Raw genomic sequence first — 23,254 nt, 5'->3', positions numbered from 1 at the left:
TGGGAAAAAGGAGGAGAAGTTGATGTATTTGTTTATGGACGATTATCGGCCTTGTCCTCCGGGCTTTAAGCTGGCAAGAGATGCGGATGAGTGTCTGCTGCTACTTCATGAATACCCTATTTCAATACTATCGCTAGATTATGATTTGGGTCCAGGTCAGCCTACGGGAAAGGATGTGGCTGCTGTTATCGCAGGGAAACGGTTATATCCACGTGAAATTTACTTGCATTCCTCCAGTCCAGAGGGGCGGCGAGCCATGTATGAGATACTCTATGCGAATAAGCCAGAAGGAGTCACTGTGCATAACGGGCCCATACCCGAGGAGCGTATGCGAGAGATCAGAAAAGGCTCTGAACGATGAAAGAGATCGGACAAAAAGAGGCGCGCCGTGCCATATGGGAGGGATGCAAGCTGGCTTTGTTTGTGTACACTCCCATGTGCGGAACATGCGCGGCTGCCCGTAAAATGCTGGAGGTAGCAGAGCATTTGCTCCCCGAAGGAGCAGTGGTGCAGAGCAACATTAACTATATTCCTGAACTGGTACAGGAGTACCGGATATCCAGCGTTCCCGCGCTTCTTATATATAATGGTGAAAACAAAAATCCTGAAATCATCTACAAAATGGAATCTGTAGAACACTTGCTGAGCAAAATAAGGAGCGTGATGGAATGATATCCATGAAGAGCATAACGTTGCAGCGGGAAGAAAGGCGGATTTTGGACGATGTAAACCTGGACATACGAGAAGGTGAACATTGGGCTATTCTGGGTCGTAATGGTTCCGGTAAAACAACATTGCTGGAAATGATGACAGGGTATATGTTTCCAAGTCGTGGTACGGTTGAAGTGCTTGGGCAAATGTATGGCCAATGTGATGTGCGGGAGGTCCGCAAGCAGATCGGATATATCAGCCAGACTTTGTTGGAAAAGCTGGCGTTAAAAGATCCAGTTTGGGAAGTGGTCGCTACAGGTGCGTATGCCTTTTTGCGCTTTTATCAGGAAATTCCGACAGAGGCAAAAGAAAAGGCCATATCTTTGCTGGAGGGTATGAATTTAGGCGGCTTGATTCATCACCCGCTGGGGACGTTATCTCAAGGAGAACGTAAAAAGGTGATGCTGGCCCGCTCACTGATGGCAGAACCTCGTCTACTGATTATGGACGAGCCTTGTGCTGGGTTGGATCTATTTGAGCGGGAGAAAATGCTGGTCGAGATTGATCGGCTCCGCAAGCGGGACTTATCAGTGGTCTATGTGACTCATCACATTGAGGAGATTGTCCCCCTCTTTACGCATGTTGCATTGATTCGTGATGGTAAGGTTGCAGCAGCTGGACCGAAAAAAGAAGTTTTAACGAAAGAATTGATTATGCACACATATGAAGTTCCGGTTGAGCTGGATTGGGATGGAGAACGCCCATGGATTCGGGTGTGCACTGGAGGGTAATGTTATTTTGGAGGAACTATACATGAGTACAGATGAACAGAGTGAATCTACTTTGTCATCATCAAGATTTGTTTGTACGGCCAATCACGGTTTTGCACCCTATGCTCAAGAGGAGCTTAGAAGAATATTTGGCTCTGTTAAAAGCACGATACTTTTACCTGGTGAAATTTTTCTGGCTACATTACCTGCGGAAGAAATTGAGGCAGTGAGGACAATTACAGGTCAGCCGCCGATGTTTTTACGTCACTTATTTCCTGTTCATTTTCAGGAAGAAGGAACGGACCTGGTTCAGGTGCAAGAGCGGCTGGTTGCGTTCATCCGTAACCGCAAGGAACTGATGGATCAACGTGTTTCTTTACAAGTGCGCAAAGGATCTAATAGCAGTTGGACTGAAAGCGCAGGTGCGCTCAAGCAGGCTTTGAGTGAACAATTAAGTGATCTACCTATGGAGCAGACAGTACAAGGCGCCGATGTTATTGTGTCCGTTTTTGCAGATACAGATACGTGGTATGCAGGTGTATCGCGTCCTGAGGACAATCTATCGGATTGGAGCGGAGGCGCGGTTCGTTTTCAAAAAGAAGATGGACAAATTTCTCGTGCCAAATTCAAGCTATTGGAAGCAGAAGCAACGTTCGGCATAGATTTTGGCGCTTTCCATCAGGGACTGGATATTGGGGCGGCACCGGGTGGATGGACTTCCTTCTTACTGGAACGGGGACTGAAAGTTACAGCGGTTGATCCAGCAAAGATGGAGCCATCACTGATGAAGTACGCCAATCTGACTTTTTTGCGTAAAAATGCAAGTGAAGTCAAATTTAAAGAGAATTCGTTCGATCTGCTGGTTTGTGATATGAGCTGGAGTCCTAAGCAAATGGCAAGGCTCGTTACTGATTTACTATATAGTTTGCGAAGTGGTGGTACTGCTATCGTTACGGTCAAGCTAATGCATAAAAAGCCCTTGGCGCTCATTCATGATGTAATTACTTCATTTGAGGAGTCCGGCATGCAGATTCAGCGAGCTAAGCAGCTATTCCATAACCGAGATGAGATTACCCTGTACATGATCAAGTATGGAAAATAATACTTTACAATAGATACAGGTGTGCTATATAATAAATCCAAATTGTTCCTTAAAAATAATAATCATATTTAAATCAAGGGAAAGCATCCCACGAAAACGATTTTCATGGCGACATGGAAATTTGATTTTGCGGCAGCTTTCTCTTTTTTGCGTTGTCTGCTTAAGAAAGGAGGTAGGAGAGAATGAAGCAACCAACACAGTTGGAATTTGGATCAATTGTCGGTGAGCGTTACCGCATTGTTCGCACATTGGGTTCGGGAGGAATGAGCCGCGTGTTCATGGCAGAGGATTTAAAACTGCCAGGCAAGCAATGGGCGGTGAAGGAGTCGGTTGCCGAGCCACAAGTGATGAAGCTTGTACGTACAGAAGCAGAGATGCTGATTTCGCTAAGCCATCCACGTTTACCGAGAATTGTTGATTTTTTCGAGCATCCCCCATCTGGTGCGGTATACCTGGTCATGGATTACATCGAAGGAATTACGCTGGAAGCATACATGCAGGGCTATCAAGGCTATATTCCACAGGAGCAAATCGTCCCATTCGCCCTACAGGTACTGGATGTGTTGGATTATTTACATACCCGTCAACCGCCAGTCATTTACCGGGATCTGAAACCAACGAATATTATGCTGACACCAGAAATGGAATTTAAACTGATTGATTTTGGAATAGCGAGAAGCTATAAGGCTGAGCTGGATCAAGATACGGTAAAGCTGGGCACAGTGGGCTTCGCTGCACCGGAGCAATATGGATCAGGACAAACGGATGCTCGATCGGACCTTTACAGTTTGGGAGCACTACTGTTGTATCTCTGTACGGGTGGTAAATATAGTGAGTGGACTTCGGGAGTGGAAAGGTATATTCGCGGAGAATTGCCTCGTCATTTGATTCCGGTGATTCGAAAGCTGCTCCGTCAGCATCCTCAGGAACGATTTCAGTCGGCCGAAGAGGTCATTGAAGAACTGCGACGAAGTGCTGATTTTCAGCCTGCACAACAAGGAATATCCGTTAATGATGCCTCAATGGATTATGCAGGTACAAGGGTAGTGGCTGTACTGGGTGTATCTGCCGGCTCCGGTGCTACGCATACAGCAATTGCGGTGAGCCACTATCTGGCTCGAAGGTCCCGCTCGGTAGCTTTGGTTGAGCTGCACAGCACAGCTAAAGCATTTGCCCGACTTCAAGAAGTCGTAGAAGGCACATCCGTTGGACGATCGAGTTCAAGTCGGCGTTTTGAAGTTGATGGAGTACATTATTGGCGGCAAACATCTCGTGCGGATGTCATTTCTTTGTTGGGTGGTTCTTACAGATTTATCGTACTGGACCTGGGGAGTGGGCAGGATAATGAACGTCTGGAAGAATTCTTGAGAGCCGATTATCCACTTGTCGTTGGCTCAGGGGCCGAATGGAGAGTTCAGGATATATCAGGGCTAGCCCGATCTCTTCAGCGTCACCCACAGCACAAATGGAATTACTGCTTGCCATTGGCAACCTCGGAGGCGGTCCGCAGGCTTCGTAAGGAGCTGGACCACGATAAAGTATTTGCTCTACCGTTCCACTCAGACCCCTTCGAACGGGATGATGAGATGGATCAGGTGCTGGACGAGCTGTTTCGCGGAGTCATTCCAGATACCCGGAGAAGACGCTTCGCATTCCTTAAGCGACGGCGCTAAATAGAAGGTATATATCAAAAAGAGGCAGGGGAGAAGTTGTGTGTCCAAGCTAAGAAAAAGCAGTAAACAAAAACTATACGCCGGATGCATTGGCGCTGGGATTGTTGGCATTATCTTTGCCGGCTACCTTATGGTTAATATCCATCAAATGAATGAGGTCAGGAAACAGGCTGAGGTAGAGGCAGAACTGAAATGGAAAGTGTATGAACAGGAGCAACGAACCGCGAAAAAAGGCTGGGTGGTTGTTCGTGACATTTCTCCAGGTGAACAGATTGCATCTAATGATTTGAAGGGAATTAAAGTTCCCGGTTCTCAGGCTCCATCAAATTTGCTGGCAAATAAAAGTGAAGTTTCCGGAACCACAGCCAAGATTGAGCTTAAAAAAGGATCTGTGCTTACATCGGCCATGATTACTGCTGATGAACCCACACCTAAAGATTTACGCAACCGTGAGCTAAAGGTGGTGGTACTACCCAACAGCCTGAAGTCGGGGGACGAAGTGGATATCCGCATTCAATTTCCAACAGGTCAGGATTACATTCTATTATCCAAAAAGAAGATTTCCCGACTGGAAGGTCCAATTGTCTGGGTCACTTTGAATGAACAGGAAATATTATCGCTTTCGAGCGCGATTGTTGATGCCTATCTGCATAAAGCATCCATTTATGCTCTGACATATGTCGATCCCCAATTTCAGCCCAAGGCAATCCCGACCTATCCACCTAACGCGCAGGTGTTAGCGTTAATGAATAGTGATCCGAATTTGATACACATTGCTGAACAAAAGCTGTCTAAGCAGCTGCGGGATTCCCTTGAAAATGCAATTAGTTCATCAAACAATGTGATTTCAACACCTGTGGAAAGAAGTCTGAGTGAGGAAATTGCAGCTCAGCATGCGGATGCCACTATAGAAAACCCAGCAAGCGGGATTAATAATACAAGAAATGAATATGAGAACGAGCAGGATCATCAAGAACAAACAAAGATTCTGACGCAGGACGGAAGCTCTGATCCGTATGCCAAATAAATGAGAGAAAAGGAACGGAAGTATGAAAACATGGATATTTGCCGGGCTTTGTGACAAAAGCGATACCTTGTTATACATCAGCAGCATATTAGCAGCATCCGGCCAGCAGGTATTGCTTGTGGATGCTACGCTGCGGGGACGGTATCGGTATAGCATAGGGATGCTTGACAAACCACTTCCCATTACGCAGTTTAGTGGTTTTGATGTAGCAATTGGATTTGCGGCATGGGAAGACCTGCATATTGGTGTGACGGCTGATCCGAGGGCAGAACAGGCTTATGACATTGTTATTTTGGATGTAGAGTTACCTGATTTTTGTCCAATTTCTGTTTGGAAAAGGGCAGAACTGCGAGTTTGGGTCAGTGATTATAGCCGCATGCTAATGCATGATGGACAGAATTGGCTTGAGCATTTATTCAGTCAACCTGAATTTCCCCAAGGTCTTGTATTTCACAAGCTATTTTTACAGGCCGTGGATTGTAGTGTGGAGGAGCCGTACCTGTGGGAATATATGAACCATTTTCCGGCTTCTTGGCAGCAAGAGCCATATGTACTGCCATGGGATGAGGGGCTGCTTGCGCTGAAACTGGAAAATGAGCATAAAAAACAGCTGCTACTAAAACCGCTATCCAGAATGTATAAGAAAGAATTATGCCGTTGTATTGGGGAATGGATGAGTTGGGAATTAAAAGTGAGTCGTCGTGCGCTAAAGCGTGCGGAAAGGAGTAGAGCATGAGTACCATTTTGTTTTGGAGCCCCATTAAGGGGGCTAGTGGAAGTAGCTCTTTGGCGGCAGCAATAGCAATTACTATAGGCAATCTATATAGAGGAAGACTATTATTGACTCATTTGGGTCGTAGATATACCGGTATTGAATCAGGATTACCTATACAAGAGTATGGTATGGACGATCCAACCCTACAGCTTCAGGAAGGGGGCTGGGATACCGCCGCACGTTTAGTTCTGCGAGGGACACTGACTAAAGAAAATATTCGTAATTATACGACACCTGTACTCGAACATACTTTGGATGTACTTGAGGGAACCTCCAGCTTTGGAGCTGCACCGCCGTTACTGTCTCCAGGGCTTGTACGGGCAGTAATAGATACAGCGAATCAATATTATGATTTAACGCTAATTGATGCAGGAAGTGGAGCAGGGTGGGGGGCTGTACAGCACGAAGCATGTGCACGAGCCAAACTGGCCGTTCTTTCACTCACTCAGAATATGCGAGAGTTAGACGCTTATTTTGAATCCGTGTCTCCATTATCTACCTACTCATCGTTACCCTTATTGATAGTACTTGGGAAATATGATGTGCATTCTCAAGTGAATGAAACGAATATTCGCAGGAGATATGGTTACAAAGGTGCTTTGTATACAGTCCCTTATAGTACCGGATTTATGGACGCATGGAACCGCAGGGATGTGATCGGCCATGTGCAGCGTGAGGTACGAAGTGGAAAAGAGCAGCACCGCAAGCTTTTTATGCCCGTAGGATGGGCGCAGAGTATACGGCATATCAGCAAAGCTATTCTGGAGGCGGCAGAGTCCGATCTTCGGCTCAAGGCTTTGGAGAGGGGCGCTTAAATGCTGTCCGCTCAAATGATCAACGGATTGATTCTTACCTGTATAGCGCTGATGTGCATCGTACTGATTATTGTTAAATATCGAGGGAATCTTCACTCGCGACATTCAACCCTTCGGATAGAAAAAAAGAACGAAGATGCTACCTTCGAAATATTAATAGAGTTTATCAAAAATGCACTTCATGAACTAAGTCATAGCCAGATGGCGGATGCCGGATTGCATGAAGAGGAATATAGACGGCGTATCCACCAAAGGGCGGAACTACGCAGGGCGTTAAAGGACTGTGCCAATGGTAGCAGTGGAGATAAACGTTTTGTTAAAAATCTGATGGCTGAGCTTCTGATTCACGGTTACGGCTTGAACGAGAAAATCGTCGATACTGTTATGCCATTCTCTAGACCTGAGTTGTTTAGCATACAGGATCAATTCGAAATTATATTTTACCAATACCAGCAGAAGTTTGGCGCTGATGCACTATCACGTTTACTGGATACTTATGACTTGGCCGAAATGAGGTATTCACAGCAAGGTGAAGAAGATGGAAGTTATCTCGTTACCGCAGAGGACATTCGTTATATCTATGACTGTGAGTACCGGCCCCTTTCCTTTTTGGAGAAGGTGGATATTATTGTCCAGCGGATTTATCAGCATTACAAAGGCTTTTCCGTCATTGATGATATTCGTGACCAGCGGATCGACGGTGTAAGTGGGGGCGTCAGTGGTATGCCCGAAGGTGGGATTCCTGCATCATCAGACTGGCCTTCGGACGGGTATGTATTTGAAAAGACGTCTCTGCCTGCTGCGAATGGTTATGAGAGCGTGTGGATTTTTTATAAAGGTAAAACGATCCATCTTTCGTTCCTTTCCTTCGGATCTGAGCGTGAACTTAAAAGGGTGTGCCAAAATATTTACAAATACAATTACCCGGGACAGCTTTCCGAAGCGAATGGTTATAAGGTCAATGAAATGAAGGATGGGTCACGGGTAGTGGTGGTGCGACCTCCTTTCTCAGAATCATGGGCTTTCTTTGTCCGTAAATTTGATATTCAAAGCGCATCGCTGGAACAGTTAATTAAGGGACAAAATGCTGATTTTCCAATCCAGCTACTTTCTTATTTAATGAAAGGCAGCCGGATTACTGCTATTACAGGCGCGCAGGGTTCAGGTAAGACGACGTTGTTAATGGCGATGGTCAAGCATATTTATGCTTCGTATACGCTTCGTGTTCAGGAAATGGCCTTTGAACTGCATCTACGCAGCATCTACAGTCGCCGTAACATTCTTACCTTTCGAGAAACGGATCATATTTCAGGACAACAAGGGCTTGACTTGCAGAAAAAAACAGATGGAACCGTCAATATCCTAGGCGAAGTAGCAAGTGATGAAGTAGCTGCCTGGATGATTCAAATGTCGCAGGTTGCCAGTCTGTTCACCATTTTTACTCATCATGCCAAAACATTTCGTGATCTCGTGTTTTCACTTCGTAATTCATTGCTCAAAACAGGAGTGTTTCAGCATGAAGGCATCGCTGAGGAACAGGTAGTTCATGTCATTAACTTTGATGTGCATCTCAAACGTGATGCGGAAGGGCGACGCTACATCGAACGGATCACAGAATGTGTGCCGCGTGACCCGGATCATGCGGATGCAGGCTCCAATGCTTCAACGAGCTATAGTTATCGCCACGTTATGGAATATCGGAACGGAAGCTATATACCGATGGAGCCCTTAACTGCCAAAAGTGCAAAAGAAATGTGTGAGCAGATGAATGTAAAGGATGCCAGAGATTTCCGCAGTTTTTTGACCCGCTATTGGGAGGAAGACTATGAGTCTTAAAGAAATTTTATTATGGATTTTACTAATATCAGGTGGGGGCTTTGCGCTTATATATATAGTTTTGTGGGGGTTGCATAAGCGCAGTAGTCATGCAGTTCGCAGAGGACGAATTCATTCTGTTCAGGAAGGGCGCAAAGGAAAAGCGGTGCTTCAACGTGAGCTGCAAGCCTTACTGCATAAGTTGTACACGTTGTGTATGAAGGTCCCTTTCTTATCCGGGTACATCACGAGTGTACGTAAGCGACTAGCTGGTCAGCATGCCTACGATGAGTACAAGCTTCGCCTACAGACTATGAAGATGACACTGTTCATCTGGGGGGCTTTTGCTTGCAGTGGCGTTGTGCTGGTCATGATGAAGCCAGGAATAGAGTTTGCTATATTGGCCGTTTTATGTGGAGTGGTAATCAACAGTCTTATTTTGGATATGGCCATTAGCCGGATGGAAAAAAAGCTACTTGCACAGATGATTGAATTATTCGCCAATGTACGTCATTATTACCATCAGCACGGCATGGTGGAGGAAGCCATATCCGGAGCAGCCGATTTGGCGGAGGCAGAGGCCGGGAGACACGCACGACTCATCCATGAGGCGCTAACAGATGTTGATCCGCACGAAGCATTGGAAAGATACTATGAGTCGGCTCCTAATCGATTTTTAAAAGCCTTTGCCGGTATCTCGTATATGGTAATGGAGTTTGGTGATCGGGTTGAGGAGGGTGGCTCCATTTATTTGAAGGGACTCGGCAGTCTCGCACGCGAAATTCAGTTGGAGTTGCTGCGAAGAAATAAACTGGACTATCTGTTAAAAAGTCTAAATGTGATCGCACTGGCACCTGTTTTCTTTACCACCCCAATCGAGACATGGGCGAGATCCAGCTTTCCATCCATGGATGAGTTTTATCAGGGGAAATTGGGTTATATCACGAAATTGTCCGTTTATATTGTGATAATCGTATCTTATTTCCTGTTACAGAAGCTGCAACAGACCGACGAGACAGGATATCGTGCGGGTAGAGGACGAAGGGTTTGGGAGCAGAAGCTATACCGTTTTCCCATCATTCGTAATGTGGTGGATTCTTTAATTCCGCGTCAGCATATGTCTTCTTATTTTCAAATAACCCTCCTATTAAAGGAAAGTGGTGCGGAGATTAAGCTGGAGTGGCTCTACATACGCAGAATGGCTCTTTTTATCATAGGATTGGTGCTCAGTATCAGTACGATATTTTTTTTACATGAAGCTGAGAAAACGCATATCCTTCACGCACCGGTGCAATCGGGTCAAATGTTTGGACGTTTAAGTCCGGTGGAGCAAATAGAAGCTTTGAAGCAGAGTGAGATTGATCGCAAAATCATGCATTCGCTGAATATGAGGTCGAACAGCACATACGAACAGACGTACGCTGCTTTAGAGCATAATGCTAATGGAACTGTTACTTCTGAACAGTTATCCACAAATACTTGGCGTATCCTCCAAAAGCTGAAAGATTGGAATGATGAATACATCAAGTGGTGGGAAATACTGATTAGTTTGATTGTTGGATATGCAGCCTATCAAATGCCTATGCTTTTATTATATTTGCAACGAAAAATGCGTCGGTTGGATATGAGGCATGAGGTGTATCAATTTCAAACGGTTATTTCCATTTTACGGGTTATGGAACGAATGTCTGTCGAGGAAATATTGGAGTGGCTGAACAGATTTTCAGTTATATTCAAAAGACCTCTGCAAAAATGTCTGCTTCATTATGAACATGGGCCAGAGGCAGCTCTTGACTTGCTAAAAGAAGAAGCACCTTTGCCGGAATTTCAACGTCTCGTGGATAAGCTTCATTTGTCTTTAGGTAAAATTACGATTCGAGAGGCCTTTGATGATTTGGAATCCCATATGTCCTACTATTTCGAACAAAGAAAACAGGAGTATGAAAAAATAATAGACAGCAAGGCTATCTGGGGAAGGATGATTGGTTTTGCCCCGATGTATGGTCTTATCTTTTTATATTTGGTGATTCCGTTAATCGGCATGAGCTTTGTTCAAATGGATAACTATTATGAACAAATACAAAAAATTCAGTAAGAAAGTTCTACTATGACTAATACAAAATAACAAGCTAGGAGAGAAAAATAATGAATAACGCATCAACAGCTTTAAAGGTAGCCGCTGGGATATTTTTGACCATCGCTCTAATTACGATTGTAGTTATACTATTTATTTCAGCCCAGGAGGCGACTAAAACGGCACAAAACAATTTTGCTGATATCCAGACCGAATTGTCTCAAGCCTCTTTTACGGTATATGACGGCACAACGATTAGCGGTTCCCAGGTGACCAATGCGCTGCGGAAGTTTCAGGGGAAGGACCAATTCGGCATTCAGATTAAAACCGGCAAAAATATGGCAGGCCAGTGGTACGGTAACGCTCTGAACATTAGCCCAGACAGTGAACAGTATGGCGCCGTGAATGGTGGCAGTGATAAGACAGGGAAAATCACGAATACACTTAATGAGAAAGAGAATGAATACGTAAATCCGAGTGGTAAATTTAAAGCTGAAATCGTCAAAGACAAATCGAACGTGGTACGTGGGTTGTTGTTTACCCAGTCCTAAGCACTACAGCAGAGATAATAATCATAAAGGGGATGAGAGTATGTCTGATCACGCTTCAAGTATGCTGCGGCTTGGTGTGTCAGTTATTCTGTTCATAACCGCATGTGTAACGGCAGCAGACTTGTCCAGCCAGCTGGATGGTGCACTGGAATTAAGATCACAGCAAGAGGAGCATTCTGAAGGGCGAATAGCCCGTACTACTGGGGTGGGGTTGCCGGAACGGATTAAAGGAACTCAGGTAATACAGGCAATTCGCATGAACTTACAGGAGGGGATTTCGATTCAAGTCGACGGGACAGAGTATGATGTATTTTCTGAACCATTTGAGCTTGATGTATCGACCATGGATGCTTCCTCTATATATTCCATGTACCCACAGCGGAATGGGAATGGGGACATAACATCTGTACGTTTTGAGAAATTGGGGGAAGACTGAAGTGGTTCAAACAATATCGAAGCTGTTGGGGGCGCTGCTCGCTGTATTGCTTTTGTACATCGTACCCGCAGCACAAGCTGCTGAACGGCAGGATGATATATCCGGGTTAAATACATATCATTCAACAGTACGTTTTGTTGATATGGCAAGAACCAAAGGTTACATTACACCGACGATGTATAACGATTTTATGCGTGATCTGGAATTGACAGGCAATACGTACGAAGTTGACTTGGAACATATGCACAAAAAGTATGTACCGGACTATGCAGATGCCACGAAGCCAGACAGTTTTCTGGGCAATTATGAAACTGTATATGATGGGTACTATAATCCGCAAATCTTGCCTGTACTGTTTCCTGACAATCAGCAGTCAAAATCAGATCAGACACGTCGGTATACCTTGATGGCCGGGGATTATTTTACGGTCCGGTTACATAATACGAATCGGACTCCTGCGGACTTGTACAAATCATGGCTTCTTGGCGGGGCAGATAGTGGCAAACCGGCAGTTACAGCTTCTTACGGGGGCATGGTTCTGAATGAAGATTACTGATTTTGCAGTCATATTTATACTTTTGTTTTTGCCCTTTGGTGTAGTTAGTGACTTACGGGTGCAGAATCAGCGTGAAGTGCAGCAGCTAGAAATGAAATATACGTCGGCTCTCCGTACCGCAGTTCAGGATGCAGGGGTTGTGCTCTCACAGAATGAACGTCAGGAACGCGAGGCCGGATACGGATCGGATAAGTTTTTTCGGGTAGATAAAGAAGCAGCGCTGAAGACGTTCCTGCACACCCTTTTTCTTAATGTAGGCATTGATGGGGATATAGTAGCACAACGTGCATTATTGGATTACATACCAGCTATTGTAATTCTGGATTATGATGGTTATTATGCGTTCACCTCAGAAGCCTATACAGACGAGCATGGACAAGCTGCTATTGGCCACAAATGGAGCGAAAAAAAGCCATATGCCTATGTTGATTCAGTAGGCAACAGTGTCGGGTTCACCTTGGATAATTATGTGCACGCATACGATGCTCGGAATCACAGGTGGGTGGAGGGCTTTCAAAAGGAACTTCAGGATCAGACCGCTATATCTTTGCTGAATAATTCAGAAACTTTTGAGCAAATACGTCGTTCCACCATTGTTCGCAGTGTTCAAGAGGACCTAGCACAAATTATTAATGTTCATAACGAAAAAGCAGCACGTAACGGCATAACTTACTCGTTCACGCTACCGATCATTCCGCAAGAGGAGTGGTACAACACGGTAGATGATGTGGGTCTGATCGCGTTTATCCAAGGCATTCCGGTCGGAGACAGGTATTACAATAACTATGGATTTGGTGGTGGGAGAGTCGTTAGAAAGCAAGACATTATCGGTGGCATAGAACCAGATACTGGAATGAAATATTTTTATAGAGATTCATGCCCAGCTCCCTTTAAAGCGAGTGAACGTTTCACGGATGAAAAATCTGCCGCAGCTGCGGGTTACTTTGAGTACAAATGTTATAATGGCTTAAAATAATCACCCTCATGGGTGGTTTTTCTTTTTTTAGGCAGATCCATACCAAAAAACCTTAAAATTCACTGTTTTCAATATTCCGATATGGATGCAGAATGTGCTACAATAAAGCTTTGAAAGAAACGAAATGCATATGAAATAAGAACAGTCGGCAGTGCCGATGACAATAAGGAGCCAAAAACAGCTTATGAGTTTATTGACTGTAGAAAATGTATCCCACAACTTTGGGGACCGCGCATTATTTAAAAATGTTTCCTTTCGATTGCTTGCGGGGGAACGTGTAGGTTTGGTAGGAGCTAACGGTGTCGGTAAATCGACACTCATGAACATTCTCACTGGAAAATTGCTTAAGGATGAGGGTAAAGTGGAATGGACTCCACGTGTACGTTACGGCTATCTGGATCAGCATACCAAGCTGACACCGGGCAAAACGGTACGTGATGTTTTGAAAGACGCTTTTCTTCCTTTGTTGGAATTGGAAAAGGAAATGATGCAGATTACTGACAAAATGGGGGATGCTTCTCCTGAAGAGTTGGAAGTGCTGCTGGAACAGATGGGTGAAATTCAGGAGCAATTGGATATGGGGGATTTTTACCTCATTGATGTGAAGGTTGAAGAAATGGCGAATGGACTGGGACTCTCGGCCATAGGACTGGACCGGGATGTATCTGCACTTAGCGGTGGGCAACGGACAAAGGTGCTTCTTGCTAAGTTGCTGTTGGAAAAGCCGAATGTCCTGCTGCTGGATGAGCCTACCAACTATTTGGATGTAGAGCATATTGAATGGCTTACGCGCTATTTGAAGGACTATCCCTATGCTTTTATTCTTATTTCACATGATACTGAATTTATGAATCAGGTCGTTAATGTTATTTACCATCTTGAATTTGCCAAGATGACCCGTTATTCAGCTAACTATGAAAAGTTTCTTGAAATGGCGGATCTGAACAAAGCTCAGCATATTGATGCTTATGAGAAGCAACAGGATTTTATTAAGAAACAGGAAGATTTTATTCAGCGTAATAAAGCGCGTGCCTCTACATCAGGCCGAGCAAAGAGCCGTGAAAAACAGCTTGATCGGATCGAACGTATTGATAAGCCTGAAGAAGCCGCAAAACCAACCTTTCAATTTAAAGAAGCACGTGCAAGCGGAAAGACGGTATTTGAGGGTATTGATTTTGAGATTGGTTATACGCATGCCCTTTTGCCTAAAATGTCCATGACGATTGAACGTGGCGAAAAGATTGCAATTGTTGGCTACAATGGTGTCGGTAAATCGACATTGCTCAAAACCATATTGGGAAAAATTCCACCAATCAGTGGAAAAACCTATCAAGGTGATTTTTTGCAGCCCGCTTATTTTGAGCAGGAAGTAAAGGCGGAGAAAATTACACCGATTGACGATGTGTGGAATGAATTCCCGCATTTGAACCAGCATGAAGTACGAGCGCATTTGGCGCGTTGCGGTTTGAAGAATGAGCATATCACGCGTCCGCTATCTGCGCTCAGTGGTGGAGAACAGGCTAAAGTCCGTCTTTGCAAACTGTTAATGCGTGAAAGCAACTGGGTACTGTTCGATGAGCCTACCAACCACTTGGATGTTAAAGCAAAGGATGAGCTGAAACGTGCCTTGAAGGAATACAAAGGGACCGTATTGCTTGTATCTCACGAACCGGACTTTTACGAGGATTGGGTAACCAAAACGTGGAATGTGGAAGAGTGGTCAAGTAAAGTTAACTAAAATCAACTAAATCCAGTTCTGGCAAATTTCACACGAAGTGGGGTTTGCAGAATTAGAAAAATATGCTAAGCTATCTTTAGCTTATACAATAAAATAGTCACACTAGGGGAGCCGCCCATGCGGCTGAGACGGAATAAATGGATTTCGGACCCTTTGCACCTGATCTGGGTTATGCCAGCGTAGGGAAGTGAGCGCCGTACAAACAAGGCAACGCCATCTTTATTTTTGTTTGTGCGTGGGACGATACACGTATACGGATATCATGGTCCGTTCGATTATTGGACGTTCGTTAAACCACTTCCTTGGGGAAGTGGTTTTTTGCGTTTCGTTCATTTTAAGTTGTTCGAGCTTCCGTAGACGATTCACATACAATCCCCTTTCATTCCTGCTGGTAGACGTGGCTGGCTAAGCTTAGATCCTTTAATCCAATGTGAGGTGAAGACAAAATCGAATTACACGCAATTTCGATGGAAAAGGGCACTTTTGCACAAGCCGCCCAAGTGGCTGCTGTGATTTGTCCGTATGTTCATTATGTACACGCACGTTTAAAACAGAATGGTGCCTCTGCATTGCTTTCTTTGACTCGCAGCATGGTGGAGCAGGAAGTTCCTCTGCAACAAATTGTAGTAAATGATCGTGTGGATGTAGCTTTACTTACTTTGGTTGGAGCCGTCCAACTACCAGCTAATGGATTACCTGTTGTGGATGTGAAAAGCCTACTTCCTAAGAGTACACGCTGTGGAGTGTCTGTGCATTCCTTGGAGGAGGCGCAGACTACCGAGCAGGCAGGTGCGGACTATGTACTTTATGGTCACGTATATGAGACCCATTGTAAGCCCGGTATTGTACCGCGGGGGTTAGCTCAGCTTGAACATATTTGCAGGCTGTCGAACATTCCGGTGATCGCGCTGGGCGGCATACAACCGCATCATATCCCGGAGCTTTATAGGGCCGGAGCAAGCGGAATTGCGGTGATGTCTGGTATATGGGAGGCTGAGTCGCCCGTTGCAGCTGCGATGGAATATAGGCGAATGGCAGATCTTGTAGTTCACAGCCTGTAGCGAGAAAACGAGAGTAGAGGCAAGCTGAAAGCAGAAGGGTTTATGGAGAGGAGACACGGAACAAATGCTAAAGATACACACAGAGGCAAGAGCGATAGGACATGCTGAATGCTTGGTCATAGGTGGAGGTGTCATCGGCAGTTCCATAGCTTATCATGTGGCCAAGGAGGGAAGAAGTACGATCATGCTGGAACGATTGATCCCGGGTGAGGGAGCCTCAGGAGCAGCGGTTGGAATGCTGGCAGCGGAAAGTGAAGAGTTCACCGACTCTGAGCTGGCACGATTTGCTCGCAGAAGTCGAGATGCATTCCCTGAGCTTGTCTGTGATCTGGAGCGTTTGTCGGGTATTTCGGTGGAATTCCGTACAGAAGGATTTGTGACCCCTTTCCGTACGGAAACTGAAGGCCAAAAGCGCTGGAAAGCTGCTAAAACGCGAGAGGATGATTGTTCTATCTGGTGGGATGCGAGGGAATTGGCCCGCAGAATTCCTGGTTTGGATGAACAAGCGATCGGGGCAATATATCGTTCAAAGGAGACACAAGTGGCTCCTGTACAGCTTTGCCGTGCTTATGCAGGTGCTGCTGCGGTGCTGGGAGCAACGGTATGGTCTGGTACACAGGCAGAGCAACTGGTCATACAGGATGGTCGTGTTTGCGGTGTCCGAACAGATAGTGGCTTTTTTTCCTGCGATCAGGTCATTATTGCTGGAGGCTTGGATAGCATGAAATTGCTAGCGCAGGTTGGGTTTGAATATCCACTTTATCCGGTCAAGGGCGAAGCGGTAGCGGTCTCCTTGAAGGATCACCCGTTAGAATACACCATTTGTGCTGATGATATTTACCTCGTGCCTAAACAGAATAACGAGCTTTGGATTGGGGCAACGAGTCTTCCGTATCAATATGACGAAGAGGTGACCGTAGGAGGCTTGGAGGGGTTGCTGGCACGTGCCTCTGCCTGGCTGCCGCGCGTTCGTGAAGCTTCTTTTATGCGCGCTTGGGCGGGCTTACGTCCGCAGGCCGCATCAGGTCATCCTTTTATTGGCAGTGTACCTGGGGTCGAGGGCGTATATGCTGCAGTCGGGCATTATCGCAACGGTGTCCTGCTGAGTGATGCTACCGGGCGTGCGATGGCAGCTATGCTTAATGGGGCTGGTGCGGCTGAATTTGGGATAAGTAGATTTTCTTCTGAGCTCCTCAAGGAGGAAAGCTTATGAAGCTGACGATTAACGGCCAGAGCCTGACCTTTTCTAATCGAATCACTCATGTGGATCAATTGCTACATGAGCTTGATGTAAAGGTGAAAACCGTAGTGGTGGAGCTGAATCGGCATATATTGACCCGTGAAGATCATGATGAAGCGGTACTGAAGGATGGAGATTGCCTAGAGATTGTACATTTTGTGGGAGGCGGTTGATCATGTTAACCATTGGAAAAGCATCTTTTACCTCAAGGCTGTTGTTGGGAACAGGAAAATTCTCTGATCTGGATATCCAATCCCAAGCCGTAGAGGCTGCTGAGACGGAAATATTGACGTTTGCTGTACGGAGATTGAACTTGGAGGAACGGGATAAGCAGCATTTTCTCGATATGCTGGATTTGAGCCGGTATACACTTCTTCCCAACACAGCAGGGGCTACAACAGCAGAGGAGGCGATTCGTATTGCCCAATTGGCAAAAGCCTCCGGCCTGTGCGATATGATTAAGGTGGAAGTCATTGGGGATAGCAAGACACTGCTGCCTGATCCTTTTGAAACGTTGAAAGCTAGTGATAAGCTGTTAGAAGAAGGTTTTATCGTGCTGCCCTACATATCGGACGATGTGATTCTAGCAAAGAGGCTTCAAGAGCTTGGAGTACACGCCGTTATGCCTGGAGCATCACCGATTGGTACAGGACATGGTTTGCTCAATCCATTTTCATTAGAGCTAATTATTGAACAAGCGGAAGTTCCGGTTATTGTCGATGCGGGTATTCGCTCACCCGGTGACGCGGCAATGGCGATGCAGTTGGGGGCAGATGCTGTTTTGTTGAACACAGCCGTATCAGGAGCGAAGGACCCGGTAAAAATGGCTGAGGCAATGAAACTGGCTGTTCGTGCTGGAAGATATGGTTTTGAGGCGGGGATGATTCCTGTAAAACGTTATGCTTCAGCAAGCAGTCCGACAGAAGGCATGGTTCAGGCATGAAGGTAACTGACAAATCCGGTGCAGGAGAAACACATCCAAGTGATCGTTATTCCAGACAGGAAAGATTCGCGCCCTTTGGACCGACAGGACAACGCCGGCTTGCTTCCTCTCACGTACTGATCGTAGGGGTCGGAGCGCTAGGCACAGGTATTGCGGAAACGCTCGTCCGCGGGGGCGTAGGTACAGTGAGCCTCGTAGACCGGGATTATGTGGAATGGAGCAATTTGCAGCGACAGCAGCTTTTTCAGGAAAGTGATGCTGCGCAAAGATATCCCAAAGCAGTAGCTGCTCAGCGAAGATTAAAGGATATTAATTCGGAAACGGTTATCCATGCACATGTACTGGATGTTGGGGTGGAGGAGCTGGAAGAGTTGATCCAGGGGGTAGATCTCATGATGGATGCAACCGACAATTTCGATACCCGACTTCTTATGAACGACATGGCACTCAAGCATCGGATTCCTTGGATTTATGGGGGATGTGTGGGCAGCTACGGTGTAACCTACACCATTATACCGGGTCAAACGCCTTGTCTTCACTGTCTGCTGGGAACTGTACCGTTTGGTGGGGAAACCTGTGATACCGCCGGGATTATTCCGCAGGCTGTACAGATGGTAACGGCTAACCAAACTACGGAAGCTTTCAAACTTCTTGGCGGATATCTGGAAGATTTGAGAGGAAAGCTGCTTTCGTTTGATTTGTGGAAAAATGAGTACGTAGCGATAGCAGTAGATAGCGTTAAAAAGGAGAACTGTCCTTCTTGCGGCAGTCAACCGACGTATCCCTATTTGTCCGCCTCTCATCGGCAGAAAACAGATGTTTTGTGCGGCAGAGATACCGTTCAAATTAGACCAGCAAACCCGATCCATCTGAATCTTGCAGAAACGGCAGATAGATTTGCTTCTTTGGGAGAGGGGGAAGTAGAACGGAATACGTTTTTGGTTTCCTTTAGTACAAGCGAGCATCGCTTGGTTGTTTTTGGAGATGGCAGAGCGTTAATCCATGGGACCAAGGACGTGGCAAAAGCAAGAAGTCTGTATCATCGCTATTTGGGTTAAACCAAAAAAGCAGAAAGCCATTCTTCGGAGAATGATTTTCTGCTTTTTTTGTTACAATAATATTAATATGCTTTAATGGCTTATAACACAAACTTGTTCGTATCCAATATGTAATGCTATGTCCAAACCAGGTGGGTGAAAAGATGAGCCCGTTAATTTTACTTGTAGATGTAAATGAAGCGTCTCCCGTAATTGTTCGGCCATTGGAGCAGACAGGTTATCAGGTGGTACATGTTAGCAATACGACGGATGCAAGCTCTTATGTAGCCCATAATCCTGTAGATTTGCTACTGCTCAATATAGAAGATGAACAGACGGTTTCGCAAGGCTTGCTTCGCACATTGCAACAATACCATCCTCATGTCCCGCTATTAGCAATGACTTCATCAGATGAGGAAGACCATATTGTTTCCTGTTTTGAACAAGGAGCACATGATGTAATCGTTCTGCCCTTTTATCCTAGAGTTTTTCAGGCTAGAGTGGCTAATTTATTGCGGATTTTTGGTATTGAACGTGATGTGAAAAGGGCGATCGAGGCAGGTGATATACATATAGACAATGCAAGCAGAATGGTGAGCAGAGCGGGACAAAAGCTGGAATTAACTCCGAAAGAATTCGATCTTTTGCTTCATCTGGCGATACATCTTAACCAAGTTTGTAGCAGACAGCAAATTCTGAAGGATGTTTGGAAACATGATTATATCGTTGATACGAACGTTGTAGACGTCTATATCAGACATTTGAGGGTTAAAGTAGATAAGGGGTATAAGTTTAAAATGATCCGTACGGAACGAGGTATTGGCTATTCACTCAGAACACCAACCGTATCAGAATAGCATAAGGCATATAAAAAAAGCCGGGACTTTTCGTCCCGGCTCACATATTTCAAAATGAGTTTCAAACTACAGCACGCGGCGTGCTTTAATGTATGTTCTTTTCCAGTTGCCAGAGTTCAAATCGGAGATGGTCACGCCAGGTCCGCCGTAAGTGTGTAAAATTTTACCCCCGCCCATATAGACTGCTACGTGGGTAATGTTGCGTCCTGTAGCACGACTACCGCTTGAAAAGAACACTAAGTCACCTTTTTTCAAATTAGACTTGGATACGGCATGTCCTACTTTGGACTGTTGAACAGAAGTGCGTGGCAAATTCACTCCGTATTTCTTGAATATATGCTTCATGAAAGAAGAACAGTCAAAATTGCGCGTCGTGCTTGTGGAAGCTCCAAACTTATAAGGAGTACCCATATATTTTTCGCCGTAGTTAATTACTTTTTGGCCTACTGAAGTAGTAGTGGCAGCTTGTGCCGTGTTTGTTCCCTCAATTGCAAAAGTACCAAAGCCGATCGTGGCTGCGACCCCTGCTATAATTACCTTTTTTATGATTTTCTGCATATTCATGTTGTAAGTACCTCCAGAAATTGATTTGTGCAATATTTTGCTGAGTTGCTAACTAACTGACAGCGTTGAGTATAACAGTTTTGAAGCCACCTAATAGTTGGAAAAGAACGCTCAAATGCTTGAGGGACAAGACTTACACAGTGATTATTAAAAAACGATTAAAAATTACAATTTGTTAAAAATATATCGGTTCATAGATCTCTACAAACGGAAAAACCCTTGTTAATCAAGGGTTTTGAGTGAAAAACAATCTATACAATAGTTACAACAATGTCATAATTAATCCTTGCTTTGAATAACGAGTAGTAGACCGCTTTTAATAGAAATCGTACCTTTTGAAGCCGTTAGCTTATTACTGACAGCACGCGATTGTCCCATTTTGAGGGTGGCATTATGGAGCGGATACATAAATCCTTCCAGTTGTATGCCTGTTACTTCGGCGGTCATAGGAAGCAGCGATGTATATGTATAGCCCATAGGCTGGATCTCAAGCGTTGATCCGGTGAGCTCAATATAATTATGTGCGTCCATAATAGCGCAGCTAATATGATGCTGCATTGCGCGTATCAATATTTGAACATTAGCCAATGTGTGGTCCATCCGGGTGCCAGTCACACCAAGCATCAGTACATGATCTGCCTGTTCGTCCATAGCGATTTCTAAAGCAAGCTCAGTATCTGTTAAGTCTTTAAGTACTGGATCGCACGCAATCATACGTTGGCTTGCTGATTCTACCTTTTCTTTTTCCTCTGGTGTGATCGAATCAAAATCTCCTACAGAGATATGTGGTGTAATACCGTGCTCGATCAGGAAAAGAGCACCTTTATCTGCACCTATAATAAAATCATCGGGTTGTATTTGATGTAAATCTTCTTCATTAAGACGACCGCCTGAAAATACAATCGCTCGTTTTTTTGTCATAATCAACATCCCTTCTTTCTGATACGATCCTATATATACCATCGTTTTTAAGTATACCGCGTTAAATATGGCTTGCACAATTTTGGAGGACACGGCTACAATGAAACAGAAAAAAAGGAAGTGTAACGTGTAATAGGAAGGAGAACGAAATGATTAACGTTTTGTTTGTATGTTTGGGCAATATTTGCCGCTCTCCGATGGGGGAGGCGATACTGAGACATAAAGCGCAGGAACGGGGATTGGGTGCAGAAATCAGGGTGGACTCGGCCGGGACAGGCGACTGGCACATCGGAAATCCCCCGCATGAGGGAACACTAAAGCAACTTAAACTGCATGGAATCAGCGAACAAGGCATACAGGCGAGGCAAATAACGGGCCGCGATTTTGACGCGTTTGATTATATTGTGTGCATGGATGACTCCAATGAACGAAACATGCGTAAGATTGCAGGTGGAGTGGAGGCTGATATTCTAAAATTTATGGATTTGCTCCCTCAAGAAAAATTAAGAGAAGTACCCGACCCATATTTTACAGGGAATTTTGAAGAGACCTATCGATTAATGGATGCAGGGTGCGACGCCTTGCTGGACAAGATCATAGAAGAAAAGCTATAATGTGAACGACAGATGACGGCAATCATTGCCGTTTTTCGTTATACACTTTTGAAAGCGTAACCAAGTTATGAAAAAGAGGAAGGAGCTTTATGACCTATTAGGTCAATGCTCTCATTCCCCTTAGTTACCTGGAAGAATATTTACTCAGGCGCGATCCAAAAAATACATTAGCGCGTCAGGCAACTCGTTTTGCCAAAAGCCCCACAAATGTTTGCCATCCTTTTCACGGTAAGAAATTTCAGCGTTCCGTTCGCGCAGCAAATCTGCGCATTGACGGTTAAGCTCTACAAAGTTGTAAATGCCAGTATCACTCTCAAATGCATCTTCCTGAAGGCCAACCGTCATCCACACCCGCAAATGAGACAGATCTTTCTCACGGGCAATGATTTCCTGCGAAGCTTCATAGTAAGCACCTGAGAGGCTGATAATGCGGTTGAACAGCTGAGGATACATCAAAGCCAAATGCAGAGACACACTGCCTCCCAGTGAATCTCCCGCCAAAATGCGGGACGCTGCATCTTTTCTTATAGGATACTTTTGCTCTACATAGGGAATAATCTCTTCTGCAAAACAGGCGGTATACGCCTCAAAACGATTGCCAAAGGGAGCATACTCCTGCGTTCTGATTTTGGTATTCACTTCCACCCCTACAATAATGAAGGGTTCGACGCCCTCATCTAAAATGAGGCGGTTGGCGTGAGTTGCAATGCGGCCAAAATTGAAAAATTCTTCTCCGTCCTGACAGTATACGACCGGGTAGCTCAATATTTCATTATAGCCGGGCGGCAAATAAATCCGGAGAGTTCTGGTCTCGCCAAGAAAGCGGCTGTCTACTTCGTCTTTAAGGATGGTTCGTTTTAAATACCGAGAATCCGTCATTTTTCGTCACCTTTCTTGGGTATTATTTTGCATTCGGGATCACAATAAGTTAAGATTACCCTGATTGCAATAGATGTTTAAAATTTCAATCATGTACTAAGCTGTTATAGTAAAAAACATGCCCTGTTACACACACAAAAATGTGACAAACTCAAAAAAAATAACTAAATCTTTGACGC

General features: G+C 45.0%; 25 protein-coding genes and 1 riboswitch. Of the genes, 22 read left to right on the top strand and 3 right to left on the bottom strand.

Annotation, left to right across the window (positions count from 1 at the left end):
• The first annotated feature begins 22 nt into the window (after positions 1–22).
• The 21 genes from AC5ELV_RS05115 to AC5ELV_RS05015 all read left to right on the top strand — a co-directional run bounded on the left by AC5ELV_RS05115 (position 23) and on the right by AC5ELV_RS05015 (position 20,097).
• The gene (locus AC5ELV_RS05115) at positions 23–361 is read left to right on the top strand and encodes a cyclic-phosphate processing receiver domain-containing protein (RefSeq protein WP_493429380.1); all 339 of its coding nucleotides are present in this window, start codon (positions 23–25) and stop codon (positions 359–361) included.
• A complete protein-coding gene (locus AC5ELV_RS05110) occupies positions 358–672 on the top strand; it encodes a thioredoxin family protein (RefSeq protein WP_322152469.1) in 315 nt (104 codons plus the stop codon). The genes AC5ELV_RS05115 and AC5ELV_RS05110 overlap by 4 nt, the downstream gene beginning before the upstream one ends.
• Positions 669–1,442 (top strand): ABC transporter ATP-binding protein, encoded by a 774-nt coding sequence (locus tag AC5ELV_RS05105; RefSeq protein ID WP_493429379.1) that lies wholly within the window; start codon positions 669–671, stop codon positions 1,440–1,442. Before AC5ELV_RS05110 ends, AC5ELV_RS05105 begins: the two co-directional genes overlap by 4 nt.
• A 22-nt stretch (positions 1,443–1,464) precedes the next feature.
• Positions 1,465–2,523: a 23S rRNA (cytidine(2498)-2'-O)-methyltransferase RlmM gene (locus AC5ELV_RS05100; RefSeq protein WP_493429378.1), complete on the top strand. Its 1,059-nt coding sequence runs from the start codon at positions 1,465–1,467 to the stop codon at positions 2,521–2,523.
• 182 nt (positions 2,524–2,705) lie between these two features.
• Complete coding sequence (locus AC5ELV_RS05095; protein WP_493429377.1) at positions 2,706–4,196, top strand: serine/threonine-protein kinase; 1,491 nt, start codon at positions 2,706–2,708, stop codon at positions 4,194–4,196.
• Between the two features lie 40 nt (positions 4,197–4,236).
• On the top strand, positions 4,237–5,223 hold the full coding sequence (locus AC5ELV_RS05090; RefSeq protein ID WP_493429376.1) for an SAF domain-containing protein: 987 nt from the start codon (positions 4,237–4,239) through the stop codon (positions 5,221–5,223).
• A 22-nt stretch (positions 5,224–5,245) separates the two neighbouring features.
• The gene (locus AC5ELV_RS05085) at positions 5,246–5,959 is read left to right on the top strand and encodes a hypothetical protein (RefSeq protein WP_493429375.1); all 714 of its coding nucleotides are present in this window, start codon (positions 5,246–5,248) and stop codon (positions 5,957–5,959) included.
• The gene (locus AC5ELV_RS05080; RefSeq protein ID WP_493429374.1) at positions 5,956–6,813 is read left to right on the top strand and encodes a hypothetical protein; all 858 of its coding nucleotides are present in this window, start codon (positions 5,956–5,958) and stop codon (positions 6,811–6,813) included. Before AC5ELV_RS05085 ends, AC5ELV_RS05080 begins: the two co-directional genes overlap by 4 nt.
• The gene (locus AC5ELV_RS05075; protein ID WP_493429373.1) at positions 6,814–8,649 is read left to right on the top strand and encodes a pilus assembly protein CpaF; all 1,836 of its coding nucleotides are present in this window, start codon (positions 6,814–6,816) and stop codon (positions 8,647–8,649) included.
• Positions 8,639–10,723 (top strand): hypothetical protein, encoded by a 2,085-nt coding sequence (locus AC5ELV_RS05070; protein ID WP_493429372.1) that lies wholly within the window; start codon positions 8,639–8,641, stop codon positions 10,721–10,723. The genes AC5ELV_RS05075 and AC5ELV_RS05070 overlap by 11 nt, the downstream gene beginning before the upstream one ends.
• Before the next feature lie 50 nt (positions 10,724–10,773).
• The gene (locus AC5ELV_RS05065; RefSeq protein WP_023988985.1) at positions 10,774–11,253 is read left to right on the top strand and encodes a hypothetical protein; all 480 of its coding nucleotides are present in this window, start codon (positions 10,774–10,776) and stop codon (positions 11,251–11,253) included.
• A gap of 40 nt (positions 11,254–11,293) precedes the next feature.
• Positions 11,294–11,689, top strand: coding sequence for a hypothetical protein (locus tag AC5ELV_RS05060; protein WP_493429371.1), 396 nt, complete (start codon positions 11,294–11,296; stop codon positions 11,687–11,689).
• A 1-nt stretch (position 11,690) separates the two neighbouring features.
• Positions 11,691–12,245 (top strand): hypothetical protein, encoded by a 555-nt coding sequence (locus AC5ELV_RS05055; protein ID WP_493429370.1) that lies wholly within the window; start codon positions 11,691–11,693, stop codon positions 12,243–12,245.
• Positions 12,232–13,221 carry a hypothetical protein gene (locus AC5ELV_RS05050; protein WP_493429369.1) on the top strand — a complete coding sequence of 330 codons (990 nt, stop codon included), beginning with the start codon at positions 12,232–12,234 and terminating at the stop codon, positions 13,219–13,221. The genes AC5ELV_RS05055 and AC5ELV_RS05050 overlap by 14 nt, the downstream gene beginning before the upstream one ends.
• Positions 13,222–13,405: 184 nt before the next feature.
• Positions 13,406–14,959: an ABC-F family ATP-binding cassette domain-containing protein gene (locus AC5ELV_RS05045; RefSeq protein ID WP_023988981.1), complete on the top strand. Its 1,554-nt coding sequence runs from the start codon at positions 13,406–13,408 to the stop codon at positions 14,957–14,959.
• A 94-nt stretch (positions 14,960–15,053) separates the two neighbouring features.
• Positions 15,054–15,162: riboswitch (TPP riboswitch) on the top strand.
• 264 nt (positions 15,163–15,426) lie between these two features.
• Positions 15,427–16,020 (top strand): thiamine phosphate synthase, encoded by a 594-nt coding sequence (locus tag AC5ELV_RS05040; protein ID WP_493429368.1) that lies wholly within the window; start codon positions 15,427–15,429, stop codon positions 16,018–16,020.
• Between the two features lie 64 nt (positions 16,021–16,084).
• Positions 16,085–17,233: a glycine oxidase ThiO gene (gene thiO, locus AC5ELV_RS05035; protein WP_493429367.1), complete on the top strand. Its 1,149-nt coding sequence runs from the start codon at positions 16,085–16,087 to the stop codon at positions 17,231–17,233.
• Positions 17,230–17,433 (top strand): sulfur carrier protein ThiS, encoded by a 204-nt coding sequence (thiS, locus tag AC5ELV_RS05030; protein WP_307345607.1) that lies wholly within the window; start codon positions 17,230–17,232, stop codon positions 17,431–17,433. The genes thiO and thiS overlap by 4 nt, the downstream gene beginning before the upstream one ends.
• Before the next feature lie 2 nt (positions 17,434–17,435).
• The gene (locus AC5ELV_RS05025) at positions 17,436–18,203 is read left to right on the top strand and encodes a thiazole synthase (RefSeq protein WP_493429366.1); all 768 of its coding nucleotides are present in this window, start codon (positions 17,436–17,438) and stop codon (positions 18,201–18,203) included.
• The gene (locus AC5ELV_RS05020; RefSeq protein WP_493429365.1) at positions 18,200–19,261 is read left to right on the top strand and encodes a ThiF family adenylyltransferase; all 1,062 of its coding nucleotides are present in this window, start codon (positions 18,200–18,202) and stop codon (positions 19,259–19,261) included. Before AC5ELV_RS05025 ends, AC5ELV_RS05020 begins: the two co-directional genes overlap by 4 nt.
• Positions 19,262–19,404: 143 nt before the next feature.
• Complete coding sequence (locus tag AC5ELV_RS05015) at positions 19,405–20,097, top strand: response regulator transcription factor (protein ID WP_493429364.1); 693 nt, start codon at positions 19,405–19,407, stop codon at positions 20,095–20,097.
• A 66-nt stretch (positions 20,098–20,163) separates the two neighbouring features.
• Here AC5ELV_RS05015 and AC5ELV_RS05010 read toward each other — a convergent pair whose 3' ends face one another.
• Positions 20,164–20,661: a C40 family peptidase gene (locus tag AC5ELV_RS05010; RefSeq protein WP_069011717.1), complete on the bottom strand. Its 498-nt coding sequence runs from the start codon at positions 20,659–20,661 to the stop codon at positions 20,164–20,166.
• A gap of 279 nt (positions 20,662–20,940) precedes the next feature.
• A complete protein-coding gene (locus AC5ELV_RS05005) occupies positions 20,941–21,582 on the bottom strand; it encodes a thiamine diphosphokinase (protein ID WP_493429363.1) in 642 nt (213 codons plus the stop codon).
• A gap of 149 nt (positions 21,583–21,731) precedes the next feature.
• Here AC5ELV_RS05005 and AC5ELV_RS05000 point away from each other — a divergent pair, with 149 nt between their 5' ends.
• Complete coding sequence (locus tag AC5ELV_RS05000) at positions 21,732–22,196, top strand: low molecular weight protein-tyrosine-phosphatase (RefSeq protein WP_493429362.1); 465 nt, start codon at positions 21,732–21,734, stop codon at positions 22,194–22,196.
• Positions 22,197–22,340: 144 nt separating this feature from the next.
• Here AC5ELV_RS05000 and AC5ELV_RS04995 read toward each other — a convergent pair whose 3' ends face one another.
• On the bottom strand, positions 22,341–23,075 hold the full coding sequence (locus AC5ELV_RS04995) for an alpha/beta hydrolase (protein WP_493429361.1): 735 nt from the start codon (positions 23,073–23,075) through the stop codon (positions 22,341–22,343).
• Positions 23,076–23,254 lie beyond the last annotated feature (179 nt).

Source organism: Paenibacillus sp. NMA1017 (assembly GCF_058895805.1).
The sequence above is the reverse complement of the archived record's forward strand: the minus strand, read 5'-3'. Positions and strand labels throughout refer to the sequence as shown.

Coding starts and splice junctions, on each gene's coding strand:
- AC5ELV_RS05010 (WP_069011717.1), bottom strand. CDS start 20,661: ATGAATATGCAGAAAATCATAAAAAAGGTAATTATAGCAGGGGTCGCA.
- AC5ELV_RS05115 (WP_493429380.1), top strand. CDS start 23: ATGTATTTGTTTATGGACGATTATCGGCCTTGTCCTCCGGGCTTTAAG.
- AC5ELV_RS05075 (WP_493429373.1), top strand. CDS start 6,814: ATGCTGTCCGCTCAAATGATCAACGGATTGATTCTTACCTGTATAGCG.
- AC5ELV_RS05040 (WP_493429368.1), top strand. CDS start 15,427: ATGGAAAAGGGCACTTTTGCACAAGCCGCCCAAGTGGCTGCTGTGATT.
- AC5ELV_RS05015 (WP_493429364.1), top strand. CDS start 19,405: ATGAGCCCGTTAATTTTACTTGTAGATGTAAATGAAGCGTCTCCCGTA.
- AC5ELV_RS05105 (WP_493429379.1), top strand. CDS start 669: ATGATATCCATGAAGAGCATAACGTTGCAGCGGGAAGAAAGGCGGATT.
- AC5ELV_RS05080 (WP_493429374.1), top strand. CDS start 5,956: ATGAGTACCATTTTGTTTTGGAGCCCCATTAAGGGGGCTAGTGGAAGT.
- thiO (WP_493429367.1), top strand. CDS start 16,085: ATGCTAAAGATACACACAGAGGCAAGAGCGATAGGACATGCTGAATGC.
- AC5ELV_RS05060 (WP_493429371.1), top strand. CDS start 11,294: ATGTCTGATCACGCTTCAAGTATGCTGCGGCTTGGTGTGTCAGTTATT.
- AC5ELV_RS05100 (WP_493429378.1), top strand. CDS start 1,465: ATGAGTACAGATGAACAGAGTGAATCTACTTTGTCATCATCAAGATTT.
- AC5ELV_RS04995 (WP_493429361.1), bottom strand. CDS start 23,075: ATGACGGATTCTCGGTATTTAAAACGAACCATCCTTAAAGACGAAGTA.
- AC5ELV_RS05000 (WP_493429362.1), top strand. CDS start 21,732: ATGATTAACGTTTTGTTTGTATGTTTGGGCAATATTTGCCGCTCTCCG.
- AC5ELV_RS05020 (WP_493429365.1), top strand. CDS start 18,200: ATGAAGGTAACTGACAAATCCGGTGCAGGAGAAACACATCCAAGTGAT.
- AC5ELV_RS05005 (WP_493429363.1), bottom strand. CDS start 21,582: ATGACAAAAAAACGAGCGATTGTATTTTCAGGCGGTCGTCTTAATGAA.
- AC5ELV_RS05065 (WP_023988985.1), top strand. CDS start 10,774: ATGAATAACGCATCAACAGCTTTAAAGGTAGCCGCTGGGATATTTTTG.
- AC5ELV_RS05050 (WP_493429369.1), top strand. CDS start 12,232: ATGAAGATTACTGATTTTGCAGTCATATTTATACTTTTGTTTTTGCCC.
- AC5ELV_RS05110 (WP_322152469.1), top strand. CDS start 358: ATGAAAGAGATCGGACAAAAAGAGGCGCGCCGTGCCATATGGGAGGGA.
- AC5ELV_RS05070 (WP_493429372.1), top strand. CDS start 8,639: ATGAGTCTTAAAGAAATTTTATTATGGATTTTACTAATATCAGGTGGG.
- AC5ELV_RS05085 (WP_493429375.1), top strand. CDS start 5,246: ATGAAAACATGGATATTTGCCGGGCTTTGTGACAAAAGCGATACCTTG.
- thiS (WP_307345607.1), top strand. CDS start 17,230: ATGAAGCTGACGATTAACGGCCAGAGCCTGACCTTTTCTAATCGAATC.
- AC5ELV_RS05095 (WP_493429377.1), top strand. CDS start 2,706: ATGAAGCAACCAACACAGTTGGAATTTGGATCAATTGTCGGTGAGCGT.
- AC5ELV_RS05045 (WP_023988981.1), top strand. CDS start 13,406: ATGAGTTTATTGACTGTAGAAAATGTATCCCACAACTTTGGGGACCGC.
- AC5ELV_RS05025 (WP_493429366.1), top strand. CDS start 17,436: ATGTTAACCATTGGAAAAGCATCTTTTACCTCAAGGCTGTTGTTGGGA.